Origin of the sequence: Bryocella elongata (genome assembly GCF_900108185.1) — a bacterium.
GTDB lineage: Bacteria > Acidobacteriota > Terriglobia > Terriglobales > Acidobacteriaceae > Granulicella > Granulicella elongata.
In genome coordinates this window covers 80,649-92,800 of sequence record NZ_FNVA01000001.1, presented here as the reverse complement: position 1 = coordinate 92,800, position 12,152 = coordinate 80,649, and the positions used below count along the sequence as shown (strand labels likewise).

Annotated in this window: 15 protein-coding genes; 11 read left to right on the top strand and 4 right to left on the bottom strand. The window is 62.3% G+C overall.

The window, feature by feature from the left end; all coding sequences use genetic code 11:
• Positions 1 to 87 precede the first annotated feature (87 nt).
• Both C4S68_RS00390 and C4S68_RS00385 read left to right on the top strand, forming a co-directional pair.
• Positions 88 to 651: a TetR/AcrR family transcriptional regulator gene (locus tag C4S68_RS00390; protein ID WP_103931070.1), complete on the top strand. Its 564-nt coding sequence runs from the start codon at positions 88 to 90 to the stop codon at positions 649 to 651.
• An 81-nt stretch (positions 652 to 732) separates the two neighbouring features.
• Positions 733 to 2,079 carry a mandelate racemase/muconate lactonizing enzyme family protein gene (locus C4S68_RS00385; RefSeq protein ID WP_103931069.1) on the top strand — a complete coding sequence of 449 codons (1,347 nt, stop codon included), beginning with the start codon at positions 733 to 735 and terminating at the stop codon, positions 2,077 to 2,079.
• A gap of 55 nt (positions 2,080 to 2,134) precedes the next feature.
• On the opposite strand, the gene C4S68_RS00380 is transcribed toward C4S68_RS00385, so the two are convergent.
• Positions 2,135 to 3,022 (bottom strand): LysR family transcriptional regulator, encoded by an 888-nt coding sequence (locus C4S68_RS00380; RefSeq protein ID WP_235011253.1) that lies wholly within the window; start codon positions 3,020 to 3,022, stop codon positions 2,135 to 2,137.
• 156 nt (positions 3,023 to 3,178) lie between these two features.
• Between C4S68_RS00380 and C4S68_RS00375 the strand changes: the two genes are divergently transcribed.
• From C4S68_RS00375 to C4S68_RS00360, 4 genes are all read left to right on the top strand, one after another.
• Positions 3,179 to 3,946 (top strand): SDR family NAD(P)-dependent oxidoreductase, encoded by a 768-nt coding sequence (locus C4S68_RS00375; RefSeq protein ID WP_103931068.1) that lies wholly within the window; start codon positions 3,179 to 3,181, stop codon positions 3,944 to 3,946.
• A 15-nt stretch (positions 3,947 to 3,961) separates the two neighbouring features.
• Complete coding sequence (locus tag C4S68_RS00370) at positions 3,962 to 4,780, top strand: carboxymuconolactone decarboxylase family protein (RefSeq protein ID WP_200821445.1); 819 nt, start codon at positions 3,962 to 3,964, stop codon at positions 4,778 to 4,780.
• 81 nt (positions 4,781 to 4,861) lie between these two features.
• Positions 4,862 to 5,257 (top strand): (R)-mandelonitrile lyase, encoded by a 396-nt coding sequence (locus C4S68_RS00365; protein WP_103931067.1) that lies wholly within the window; start codon positions 4,862 to 4,864, stop codon positions 5,255 to 5,257.
• 134 nt (positions 5,258 to 5,391) lie between these two features.
• Positions 5,392 to 5,910 carry a hypothetical protein gene (locus tag C4S68_RS00360; protein ID WP_103931066.1) on the top strand — a complete coding sequence of 173 codons (519 nt, stop codon included), beginning with the start codon at positions 5,392 to 5,394 and terminating at the stop codon, positions 5,908 to 5,910.
• A 105-nt stretch (positions 5,911 to 6,015) separates the two neighbouring features.
• On the opposite strand, the gene C4S68_RS00355 is transcribed toward C4S68_RS00360, so the two are convergent.
• The 3 genes from C4S68_RS00355 to C4S68_RS00345 all read right to left on the bottom strand — a co-directional run bounded on the left by C4S68_RS00355 (position 6,016) and on the right by C4S68_RS00345 (position 7,808).
• Positions 6,016 to 6,807 (bottom strand): alpha/beta fold hydrolase, encoded by a 792-nt coding sequence (locus tag C4S68_RS00355; protein ID WP_235011252.1) that lies wholly within the window; start codon positions 6,805 to 6,807, stop codon positions 6,016 to 6,018.
• Between the two features lie 213 nt (positions 6,808 to 7,020).
• Positions 7,021 to 7,434, bottom strand: coding sequence for a hypothetical protein (locus C4S68_RS00350; protein WP_103931065.1), 414 nt, complete (start codon positions 7,432 to 7,434; stop codon positions 7,021 to 7,023).
• A gap of 74 nt (positions 7,435 to 7,508) precedes the next feature.
• A complete protein-coding gene (locus tag C4S68_RS00345; protein WP_103931064.1) occupies positions 7,509 to 7,808 on the bottom strand; it encodes a putative quinol monooxygenase in 300 nt (99 codons plus the stop codon).
• Positions 7,809 to 7,908: 100 nt separating this feature from the next.
• Here C4S68_RS00345 and C4S68_RS00340 point away from each other — a divergent pair, with 100 nt between their 5' ends.
• The 5 genes from C4S68_RS00340 to C4S68_RS00320 all read left to right on the top strand — a co-directional run bounded on the left by C4S68_RS00340 (position 7,909) and on the right by C4S68_RS00320 (position 12,128).
• Positions 7,909 to 8,481 carry a TetR/AcrR family transcriptional regulator gene (locus C4S68_RS00340; RefSeq protein ID WP_103931063.1) on the top strand — a complete coding sequence of 191 codons (573 nt, stop codon included), beginning with the start codon at positions 7,909 to 7,911 and terminating at the stop codon, positions 8,479 to 8,481.
• 418 nt (positions 8,482 to 8,899) lie between these two features.
• Positions 8,900 to 10,129: an acetylxylan esterase gene (locus C4S68_RS00335; protein WP_235011251.1), complete on the top strand. Its 1,230-nt coding sequence runs from the start codon at positions 8,900 to 8,902 to the stop codon at positions 10,127 to 10,129.
• A gap of 33 nt (positions 10,130 to 10,162) precedes the next feature.
• A complete protein-coding gene (locus tag C4S68_RS00330) occupies positions 10,163 to 11,029 on the top strand; it encodes a 2,3,4,5-tetrahydropyridine-2,6-dicarboxylate N-succinyltransferase (RefSeq protein WP_103931061.1) in 867 nt (288 codons plus the stop codon).
• A 108-nt stretch (positions 11,030 to 11,137) separates the two neighbouring features.
• On the top strand, positions 11,138 to 11,329 hold the full coding sequence (locus tag C4S68_RS00325; protein WP_103931060.1) for a hypothetical protein: 192 nt from the start codon (positions 11,138 to 11,140) through the stop codon (positions 11,327 to 11,329).
• Positions 11,330 to 11,387: 58 nt separating this feature from the next.
• A complete protein-coding gene (locus C4S68_RS00320) occupies positions 11,388 to 12,128 on the top strand; it encodes a TMEM175 family protein (RefSeq protein ID WP_103931059.1) in 741 nt (246 codons plus the stop codon).
• The last annotated feature ends 24 nt before the right edge of the window (positions 12,129 to 12,152 follow it).

The window sequence follows — 12,152 nt, the reverse complement described above, 5'->3', positions numbered from 1 at the left end:
GACGCTACCTGCCACTTGGTAGATTCAGGAATCTCAAATAATATTTCTCCAGGCCCGACCGCTGGGTTGCGGCAGCCGAGGTGAGACGTGAGTTCCGATTCCCGAGAAAAGATCCTGGCTGCCGCCCGGCAGGTGGCGCAGGCGCACGGCTACAACGGCCTCAACTTTCGTGATCTCGCGGAGGTTGTGGGCATTCGGTCGGCCAGCATCTACCACCACTTCCCCAGCAAGGCCCTGCTCGCCGAAGCCGTCGCCCGCCGCTATTGGGAGGACTTTGCCGCCACGTTGGAGTCGATCCTCGCGGAGGCGCCCAGCCCCATTGACGCGCTGCGCCGCTACCCGGAAACCTTCCGTTGGGCTCTGGAGAACGAGAACCGCATGTGCCTCAGCGGCTTTATGGCCACCGAAACCGACGACCTTCCGGAGCCGGTCCGCAAGGAAGTACAGACCTTCGCCGACGTGAACGTCGCGTGGCTGAGCAAGGTCCTCACCGCGGCCGGAGTCGTCACCCAGGAAGACAGCCAGGCCCGCGCCCGCGCCATCTTCGCGGCGGTCGGCGGGGCCCAGCTCATGGCCAGGAGCCGTTCCGACCTCGCGCTTTATGACTCGCTGATTGCAAGCTACCGCAGCGCAGGCCTGCTCCCCGCGTAGCGCTCTCCCGCGAACGACTCTGTTCCTCGACAACCAAGCTGTCTGACAAGTATCGTTCCGCGCTGAGGACCTTCAGCGCCCATGCCTGCCCATACCCGCCGCGACCTGCTCCGCAACACTCTCGCCACCGCCGCTGCCCTCGCAACTGCCCCCGCTGCCGAAGCCTTCGCTCAGCCTCACGCAGCCAAGCATCCCTGGCCGCCGCATCGCCGCCCTTCGCCCGCCGAGATCGAGGCCAACTTCGCCAGGCTCGACGCCGCGCGCGACCTCCCCGTCTTCCGCCGCGACCTCTTCCCCAACCCGGTCATCCTCGACTCCATCGAGCTTCTCCACTACAAGAAGTCCTGGCTCTGCCGTGTCCGCTCCAAAGACGGCGCCGAAGGCATCTCCATCTCCAACGCCCAGCAGATGGCCTCGCTCTGGCCCATCTTCATGGACCGTATCGCGCCCTTCTTCCTCCAGGAAGACGCACGCGATTTGGAGAAGCAACTCGACCTCTGCATGGTCTACCAGTCCAACTACAAGGCCACCGGCATGGCCATGTTCGTCCCGCTGGCCACCCTCGAGTTCGCCATCCTCGACCTCTTCGGCAAGCTTGCCAACAAGCCCATCGGCCTGCTCATCGGCGACAGGATCACCAACCCGAAGATCAACGTCTACCAGGCCAACGGTGAGCGCTACATCACGCCCGAGGAGACCATCGACCACCTCCAGCGCGACGTCGCCATCTCCCACGCCAGGGCCATCAAGTTCAAGCTCGGCGGCCGCATGTCCCACGTCGAAACCCCGCCCGACCGCTCCGCGCGCCTCATCCCCATGGTCCGCAAAACCTTCGGCGACGACATGGTCATCTCCGCCGACTCCAACGGCAGCTACGCCCCCGCCGAAGCCATCCGCATCGGCAAGATCATGCAGGAATATAACTACGCCTTCTACGAGGAGCCGGTCCCCTTCGACGACTACGACGGCCTCGAACAAGTCGCCGACGCCCTCCAGATCCCCATCGCCCTCGGCGAACAGGAACCCTCCACCTGGAACTTCCGCCACATCCTCGCGCATAACAACGTCGGCATCGTGCAGCAGGACATGTTCTACTTCGGCGGCATGGTCCGCTGCATGAAGGTCGCCCGCATGGCCGCCGTGTTAGGCAAGCAATGTATCCCGCATATCTCCAGCACCGGCCTCGGCTACGTGTACATGATGCACTTCGTCTCAGCCATCACAAACTCCGGCCCCTACCACGAGTTCAAGGAATTCAATAACGACCTCCCCTACACCTGCCCCACCAGCACCCTCCGTTCCGATGCCGACGGCATCATCACCGTCCCCACCGGCCCCGGCGTAGGAGTTACCATCGACCCCGACTACATCAAGAAACACGAAGTCATGAAGGTCATCAAACCCGCCAACTTCAAAGATGCCGAGTAACCCACTCGCTTTGCGTTGTTATCGAACCAGCGCCAGCCCATCGTCACATCTCGGCTCAATCGGTAAGCCGCAGAGTCGCAATCAGCGACGCCAGCGCAGCGGGCTGATTTCTTCGGCTGGGGTAATAGAGAAAGTATCCCGGGAACGGCGGGCACCAGTCCCTCAGCACCTGCACCAGGCGCCCCTTCGCGATCAGCCCCTTCAACGTCTCTTCCATCGCAGTGCCGATCCCAACTCCATCGAGCACGGCCTGAATCACAAGGTCCGGATCGTCGAAGGACACCGGCCCCTGCGGGCTCACCGTAAGCGCCTTGCGCCCCTTCTCAAACTCCCAACGATACAGGCTCTTGCTGAAACGGAATCCGATGCAGGCGTGGTCTTTCAGATCCTGAGGCCGCTTAGGCACCGGATTCGATTCGAAGTATGCCGGAGATCCCACCACCGCGAGTCGCATCTCCTTCGTCACCCGGACAGCAATCATGTCCCGTTGAATGAACTCCCCCAATTGCACCCCAGCGTCGTATTCCCCCTCGACAAGATCGACGGGATCGTTCGAAGACGTCACCTCCAGCACAATCTCCGGGTAAGCCCGGGCGAACGCCGCCAGCTTCGGCAGAATCACCATCTCCGTTGCAGTGCGCGGGATGATCAGCCGGATCCGGCCCGCAGGCCGCTCCCTCTGCTGCATCGTCTCTGCCACCGCGCCGCGGATACGCTCCAGCGCAGGCGCAAGCTCTCGCAGCAGATCCGCTCCGGCTGCCGTCGCGGAGACGCTACGCGTCGTGCGTGCCAGCAACTGCACCCCAAGCCTCTTTTCAAGGCCTCGGATCGAGTGACTCAACGCCGACTGCGAAATCCCCAGACGCGAAGCTGCCCGGGTAAAACTACGCTCTTCCGCGACGGTAGCGAAGGCGGCAAGCTCGGCCAGATTCTCCCTGATCATTCATGAATCATACTCATCACCGTATGCCCCCGGGATGCCTTCGTCTCTGGATTCCGGACATCATACTTCCTGTACGCACCCGACACGTGCCTCAGCCGGGAACACCGTTTGCCTCGGCCAAACCACGAACCACATGCTTCAGGGAGAAGAGACCACATGAACATCTCGTTTGAGAACAAGGTAGCTCTCGTCACCGGCGCTGCATCCGGTCTGGGACTAGCCACCGCACAGGCATTTGCGAAGGCCGGCGCATCCGTCGTACTCGCTGACTGGAATGCGAAAGAGGTTCAGGCTGCCGCAAAGCAGCTTGCCGATGAGGGCTACAACACTCTCGCCGTCACCTGCGACGTCTCCGACGATGCGCAGGTCGAAGCCATGGTGGCGCAGACCGTCGCCACCTTCGGCCGCCTCGATGCGGCCTACAACAACGCCGGCATACAGAATGTTCTGGCCGAAACCGCCGATTCGCCTCGCGACGACTACGACCGCGTGATGGCAGTAAACCTCCGCGGCGTGTGGAGCTGCATGAAGTTCGAGCTCCAGGTCATGCGCCAGCAAGGCAGCGGAGCCATCGTGAACTGCTCTTCGCTCGGAGGCCTCATCGGTGGCAACCAGCGTGGCACCTATCACGCCGCCAAGCACGGCGTCATCGGCTTCACCAAGAGCGCAGCGCTGGAGTATGCCACCCGCGGCATTCGCGTCAACGACGTCTGCCCCGGCATGATCCAGACACCCATGTCGGACAAGATGATCGCCGAAGGACAAGGCCCCGAGCTCGACAGGATGCTTCAGACCTTCGTCCCCATGAAGCGCCTCGGGCGTCCGGAAGAGATCGCCGACGCGGTTCTGTGGCTCTGCAGCGATCACGCAAGCTACGTCACCGGCCAGTCGATCTCGGTCGATGGCGGCTACGTGATGCGCTAGACCAAGATACCCGCCATGCATCGCCGCGATTTCATCATGACGGGCATGGCCCTGCTTGCAGCCCCGCTGTGCGCAGCCGTGCCCGCCATCGCAGAGGAGACAACCATGTCCGTATCAAGCAGTCTGAAGCTGCCCGCAAATTCCGTGAGCGATGACGATCTTCGCGCCGTGTCGCCCGCATTGGAGCGATACACGAAGGAAGCCCTGCTGGGCAAGGTCTGGCAACGCCCCGAACTCACCCTCCGGGACCGCAGCATCTTGACCGTGGCAGCACTCATCGCCGGCCTCCAGACGGCCGAGATGCCGTTCCACTTCGCGCTTGCGCTCGACCACGGAGTGAGGCCTGCGGAGCTCTCCGAGATCATCACGCACCTCGCCTTTTATGCAGGCTGGGGAAACGCCATGGCCGCCGTCGCCGTCGCCAAAGACATCTTCTCGCAACGAAGGATCGGCATCGACCAGCTTCCGCCTGCGAAGGAGCCTCTGCTGCCCCTCAATGAGGACGCCGAGGCGAAGAGAGCTACCCAGGTTGGCAACAACTTCGGCACGGTCTCACCCGGCCTCGTGCAGAACACAACGGACGTGCTGTTTCGCGATCTCTGGCTTCGACCCGCACTCGCGCCTCGCGATCGCAGCCTCGTCACCGTAAGCGCCCTCATTGCAAACGGACAGACTGCGCAGATTCCGTATCACCTCAACCGTGCCATGGACAACGGCCTCACGCAGTCACAGGCATCTGAAGTTCTGACGCACATCGCCTTCTATGCGGGTTGGCCCTGCGCCTTCTCCGCGCTACCCGTGGTCAAGGATGTCTTTGAAAGCCGGAAGAAATAGATCCCGATAAGACGTCGCAAGAGCTCCAGACCGCCCAGGCGTAGGCTTGGAAGGCAATCACGAACACCTCGAAAGGACACCATGAAGATCACCCGCACTGGCGCCACGCCCTCCGTCGTTGGACCCGCAGATTGGTTCACCGGAAACGTGCGCATCGATTCCCTCTTCCCTGCGGACGGCGGCCGGCACTCCAACGGCGGCATCGTGACATTCGAACCTGGGGCCCGCACACGCTGGCACACGCATCCCTCCGGTCAGACCATCGTCATCACCCAGGGACTCGGCTGGGTCCAGAAGGATGGCGAATCCATCCAGGAAGTTACTCCCGGAACCGTCGTCTTCTTCGAGCCCGGGGAGAAGCACTGGCACGGCGCCTCCGCCACCGTTGGCATGACGCATATCGCGATCACGGAATCCGTTGACGGCAAGGCCGTAGACTGGCTCGAACCCGTCTCCGACGAGCAGTACACCGTGTAGGCCCCACATCCTCGAGCATCGGCGGGAGCGATCTTTCGTCAACCTCCCGCTGCCGCTCGCGTGTCCCGCGGAAGGACTGCTAGCATCCTTCCATCTGCCTCAGATGTGTCCAGGGCAGCCTTCGCGAGACGAACATGCACCCCACAGTCAAACACCTGCTCATCTGGCTCGTCACCATCCTCGTGCTCCTTTTCGGTTGGAGGCTCGTCACCTCAGCCATCGACCGCTCCGGCAGGCACGACGCCCGAGCGGCAGAGCGCGTCCCGCCTCCGCCCGCCAATGCCGACCCCGTAACCATCTGGCCTCACGGAGTCTCTTCCCTCGGCATCAAGCACAAGGATGACTTCGGCGATCACGCCCTCTCCATCACCGTGCACACCGAGAGCGGCATCGCCGAGGTCCACGAGGCCACAGCCGACGTCATGGTCGTCCAGAGCGGGGATGCCACCCTGATCTACGGCGGCGAGGTCGTCGACCCCAAACGAACCGCGCCCCACGAGGTTCGCGGCCCTTCCATCCGCAATGGCGCCAGCGTAGCGGTCACCACCGGCGACGTCATCCACTTCGCCGCCGGCGTTCCCCACCAGTGGATCCTCGCCCCCGGCCACCAGATCACCTACCTGGTCGTCCACGTCGAACAACCGGCCCGCTGACGTCCAACCGGACCACTGGCTCTCAAACCCGAGACCCGCAACCCGAGACTCGCCCCCCAAACGAGCCCTCTTCCAACAGAAACGATCCGCCGGAAACAGACACCGTCACTCCGAGATAGCGCGGGCGGCCTGCTCGATCACATCGACCACAACATCCGGGAACGTAACCGGGATCGCGTGCGAAGACTTCAGCTCAATCACCGTGGAGTGAGCACGTTCAGCTTCGAACTTGAACTCCTCCTGCGGAATCACGGGATCCAGCAACGGCCTGATCTGCCAGCTCGGCTTGCTCGTCCACGCAGCTGACGTCAGTCGCTCCTGCAGCGCTGCCAGGGCGATGGGGCGTTGCGTCGCAATCATCAGCACGAGCACACTCTCAGGTACATCGGCGGCTAAGAGGTACGCGTATCTCTCGGCCTTGACGAGAAGATTCGTGCCGCTCGTTCCATCAGGCAGCGTGTAGGGGATCAGGTCGACGGACGAAGCGAAATCGCCGCCAGGAAAGCGCTCGAGGCAATCATTGGTAGTTTCCCCTGCGCCCGGCATCGGCGACCCCGCATAGATAAGGCCCTTGACCTTGGGATCGTCCCCAGCCTGCGTGATGACGGCCCCGCCGTTCGCGTGGGATACAAGCAACACCGGTCCCTCGATCGTATCCAGCAGGCTGCGCAGGTAGGCGGCGTCATGCGCCACACCGCGCAAGGGATTCGAGAAGACCTTGAACGAATAGCCATCGCGCTGGAGCCGCTGGATCACGCCATGAGTCCACAGTGACGAATCTTCCACGGCCCCGTGAACCAACACGATCGTGGGCTTTGTTACTTCGTCACTTACAGGGATGGCAGAGTTGTTCTCGTTGAGAGGTTCCTGAGTATCCATTTGATTGAGAGCATTCATGACGACTTATTCTCCTTTGTATCGATTCGTAAAAGTTTGCCTGCGGGAGTTACTCGCGAAGCGATCTCAATCCTGCAAGGGAACCGCTGGATAAGTTCCCGCTCTTTGAGGACGAGACTTTAGCCATAAACCGCCCTCAATCACCGGACTCTAGCCCCTGAGGTATCGAGCGTGAGCAGGCGAGGCCACATGGAGAGCTTCCCTCGTGGACGATCACGCTCGCAGTTCCTTCCAGGCGCCAAAGGCGGTTACGAGTCCCAGCACCAGAACGCTGACAGGAATCACCGGCGCCTTGATGCCGAGCGGAAGAACTCCGGCTGGCACCCCAGGCTGCAGATGGACATAAATCGCAACCGCCATCTGGGCCAACAGGAGGAGACACGCGACCAGCACGACTTGATCTCTGGCCTTGGCGCTGAGCGATCGCAACAGCCACGGCAACAGGAAGAGAATGCCGGTGACCATCTCGCTTACTTTGCCGGCAAGGATCGCTTCGTGCGGCAGATGGCTCTGCTGAATCTGGATATCGAACCATCCACGAATTGGCTGGAAGAACTTGAGGAATCCGAACAGAAACATCACAATTCCCAGGAACAGCTGCAGACCTTTGCTGAAGCGGCTAGGCATTTTCATTCACTCTTTCGAAGGTTGTGTTGGTGCCCGGCGCGCTGACCGCAGTGCGCCAGAGCCTGCGAAGCCCCTTACTTCTGGGCAACCACTCGAAGCCGGAAGACCCTGGGTGTCTCGGAGAACAGCTCCTCCGCGTGCGCCACAAGCTCCTGTCCTGCCTCGCCGTTCAAATGGGCCTCGCGGGCAGCTTCGTCATCGAAGGTGTCGAAGATTCGATAGTCTCCAGCCCCACCTTCAACCGCCGTCGCATGCCACGACAGCGTGCCGGCCTCGCCCCGCACCAGCGAAGCCTCCTTCTCGAGAAACGCCTCGACTTCCGATTCCTTCCCCGGTTTGGCCTTCAACTCAACAAGCAATGCGAACTTAGCCATTTCCACCCATCCCTCTCTTGAAGCTGATTACGAGACAGACCTGTCTGTCTTGATGGGTCAAGTATAGACAGACAAGTCTGTCTTCTGTCAAGATATTTCCATGGCCACGCAAAAACAATCCGATCCACGGGAGAGAATCCTCGAGGCTGCCGACCGCCTCTTCTACGCAGAAGGCGTCCGCGCCACCGGCACCGAGAAGATCATGGCTGCCTCCGAGGTCGCGAAGGCGACCTTCTACCGCCACTTCCCGAGCAAGGATGACCTCGTGGCCGCATACCTTGAATATCGCGACCGATCGTTCTTTGAATACCTCGATACCCCGGCCCCAGCGAAGGATATCCATGAAGCCTTGGCCCGGATCGAACAGGTCGTGAACCGGTCCGACATCATCGGTTGCCCGTTCCTTCGCATCGCGTCCGAATATCCGGACTTCGCCCACCCGTTCCATCGCGTGGCGATCGCACACGAGAACAGGTTTCTGGACTATCTCACCAGCCTTCTCAAGCCCCTGGCCCTCGACACGAAGGCGGCGGCCACGGCAATCCTTGGCGTCATCGATGGCGCCCTCAGCACGAGAATGGTCTACGGGACTTCAAGGGAGGTTGCGATCGTCTCGCCCGCCGAGGCCGTCCTGAAGAGCTTTCCGAGCGCGAAAGCACCACGACGCAGCTGATCGGCTGCCATAGACAGCCGGCCATCACTTCAACCTCGAGCGTGGACCCTATCTGGCCTCTCGATCACTGGCATCTGGTTCACTCGTATCGGAAACTCATATCCCGCGACTCCACACGCAGCACTCGATGCGATTCCATTGCGCGGACTTCCAGGCAGTGCGGCCCAGGCCGATTCGTCCGAAGTGGCATACTTCCCTGCTGAAATCCCTACAATGAAAGAAGGGCCTTCCTTCAGACGGCAAACCCAAGCTGATGAACATCTTTGCGATCCGCCATTCCGAGTCGAAGCGAAGAGCAGGCGGGTGCGTTCGCTTCGCTTCCCGGCACACTTGGTCGAAGTCCACCCCTAAAGTCTCTCCTTTGAACACTCCCACAAGAAAAGGGGGAGGGGGGGTACCCACCCTCGCTGCCGCGTTCTTGCTGTTTGCTGGCCTCACCGTGCAAGCCCAGACCGTCTCCCGCGCCCAGCTCGAGCAATGGCGCGAGCAAGCGGTGCACGCGCTCTCCATCGACAGCCCGCTGCCTCCGGTCGCGGCCCACAGCTTCGGCTCCCAGCCCGCCGCGCCCGGCGTGCACATCGAGCACGTCACCTTCGCCACCCAGTTCGGCCGCCGCGTTCCGGCCATCGTCTACGTACCCGACCATCCGCGCGGCCACCTGCCCGCCATCGTCGTCGTCAACGGCCATGGCGGCGACAAGAGCTCCTGGTACGCGGTGTACACCGGCCTGCTCTACGCCTCCGCCGGCGCGGTCGTCGTCACCTACGACCCCATCGGTGAGTTCGAGCGCTCCACCTCCCGTGGCTCCGAGGTCGGCGAGCACGACAAGCCGATCCCCGGCCTCATGCACCCCGAGCGAGTCGGCGGCCTCATGATCGAGGATGCCCTCCAGGCCCTGCGCTACGCCGCCTCACGCCCCGACGTCGACCGCAACCGCATCGCCATGGTCGGCTACTCCATGGGCAGCTTCCATGCGGGCCTCGCCGCCGCACTGGCCAGCAGGCAGGTCCCCCGCATCCGCGCGCTGGTCCTCTCCGGCGGCGGCAACCTCGACGGCAACGGCGGTACCTGGGACACCAGCGCAGCCATCAACTGCCAGGGCGCACCCTACCGCGCCCTCAGCTTCATGCCCGACAAAGGCGCCGACCTCTACGCCTTGCGCTCCGAAGCCGGGCCCACACTCGTCATGAACGGCTACCTCGACCACGTCGTGTCCAACGAGCACGAGTTCGAGCCCTTCTTCGAGGACCTGCGCCACCGCGTCGCCGCCATCACCGGCTCTACGCGGAACCTGCCCCAGAGCGTCTGGCTGCCGAACGTCGGCCATCGCCCCAGCTTCATGACCCGGCCCGCAGCCATCTTCCTCGAGTACCAGCTCCACTTCCCCAACTGGACTCCGGAGCAGATCGAGCAGCTGCCGACCATTAAGGCCGCCGACTGGGTAAAACGCACCGGCGTCCGCATCTCCAAGGGCTACATCGTGGACGTGAAGGAAGGCGGCATCCCCATCCTCGACCTCAACCTTCCCGGCCTCACCCGCGACCAGCTCACCGCCGTGCCCCGCGCCGAATGGGACAGAGACCCCGGCACCTACACCCTCGCCGGCTGGATTCCCTTCGCCCTCAAAGCCGATGAGACGAAGAAGTAGAGTCCGTCCCGCTAGTCGATAGAATGAAGAAGCATGCCTTTCGATCAACTCCAAACCTCCATCGAGCACTTCTTCTCGCTTGGCTCCGAAGCCGTCGGCAATGCTGACGCGCTGAAGGCCTTCCATCAACTCCGCGATGCCCTCGAAGCCGGAACCCTCCGCTCCGCCGAGCCCGACGCCTCTTCGCCCACCGGCTGGCGCGTCAACGCCTGGGTCAAGCGCGGCATCCTCCTCGGTTTCCGCCTTGGCGCCCTCGAAGCCATGAACGGCAGCAATCCAGACGCCCGTCCCATGCTCAGCTTCGTCGACAAAGCCACCTATCCCGTTCGTCACTTCACCAAGAAGCAGGGCATCCGCATCGTCCCCGGCGGCAGCAGCGTGCGGTCCGGCGCGTACCTCTCCAGCGGTGTCGTAATGATGCCGCCCGCTTACGTCAACGTGGGCGCTTATGTCGACGAAGGCACCATGATTGACTCGCACGCCCTGGTTGGTTCCTGCGCGCAGATCGGCAAACGCGTTCATCTCTCCGCCGCCGCGCAGATCGGCGGTGTGCTCGAACCCGTCAACGCCTCGCCCGTCATCATCGAAGACGACGCCCTCATCGGCGGCAACACCGGCGTTTACGAAGGCACCATCGTCCGCTCGCGCGCCGTACTGGCCGCCGGAGTCATCCTCACCCGCGGCACCCCGGTCTACGACGTGGTGAACAACACGATCCTCAAAGCCACGCCCGAGATGCCGCTGATCATCCCCTCGGGAGCAGTAGTCGTTGCCGGGTCACGAGCCATCACGAAGGGCCCCGGCAAGGATCTCGGTCTATCGGTCTACACGCCCATCATCGTGAAGTACCGCGATGAGAAGACAGACCTCTCGACCGCGCTGGAGGAAGTGCTGCGGTAAGCCATCCACCGTGAAGGCTCCAGATGCCGGACACCGCGCGGCTGGAGCCTTCAATCAGGGAACACAGTTGGGCCAAGCTCCGTATTTCAACATGCGAGGTTTACGACCATGATCAAGTTTCTTCTCTTCCTGATTCTTCTGATCCTCTGCTGGCCGCTGGCGCTGGTTGCGATCGTCCTGTACCCCATCGTCTGGCTCATCATGCTTCCCTTCCGCATCGTAGGCATCACGATCAAGGGCGTCCTGGAGCTGATCTCCGCGATCTTCTACTTCCCCGTCCGCGTGCTGCGCGGCGTCTAGCAGAAAAGCCGCAGGATTTCCCTGAGGTAGCAGAGACGTCTCTGCTACCCTTGCCGAAATGAAAGCCCTTCATGAGCACATCGCCCGCGACGGCTTCCGGCTTCGCGGTACAGCCATGTCCCGCATCGACGCCTTCAGCGACGTCATCTTCGGCTTCGCCTTGACCCTGATCGTCGTCTCACTCGAGGTGCCCCGCACCTTCGACGAGTTGACCCAGGTGCTGCTCGGCTTCGCTCCGTTCTGCGTCTGCTTCCTGTTCTTCATGATGGTCTGGTACGCCCATTACAGGTTCTTTCGTCTGTACGGCCTGCACGATATGGGCACGATCGTGCTGAACTCCGCACTGATGTTCTGCCTGCTGTTTTATGTGTACCCGCTGAAGTTTCTCTTCTCCCTGGCGATCCAGACGCCACAGCACCCAACCTTCAGCGCGGTGAACCAGCCCCGCTACCTGATGATCATCTACGGCGCCGTCTTCTCCGCCATCTACCTCTGCATCACGCTGATGTATGCCAACGCCTGGCGGCAGCGGGAACAGCTCTGCCTGAACCGGCTGGAGCGCTCCCTGACGCTCTCCTACCTGACGGCGTACCTGGGATCCGTACTCGCTGGGTTGCTCTGCATTGCGGTCGCCTGCGTCATCCCTCCGCAGCACGCGGGCGAGGCGGGCTGGATCTTCTTCGTCATCGGAATCTATCGGACGATTCACGGAACAATCTCCGGAAAGAGGACGCGCCGGGCCCTCGCAAGTTGTACCCCCGATGAACTTACCGGGCCCATTCCGCACCATCAGCACTGATCGAGCGGAGGTGGCATCGGGCCG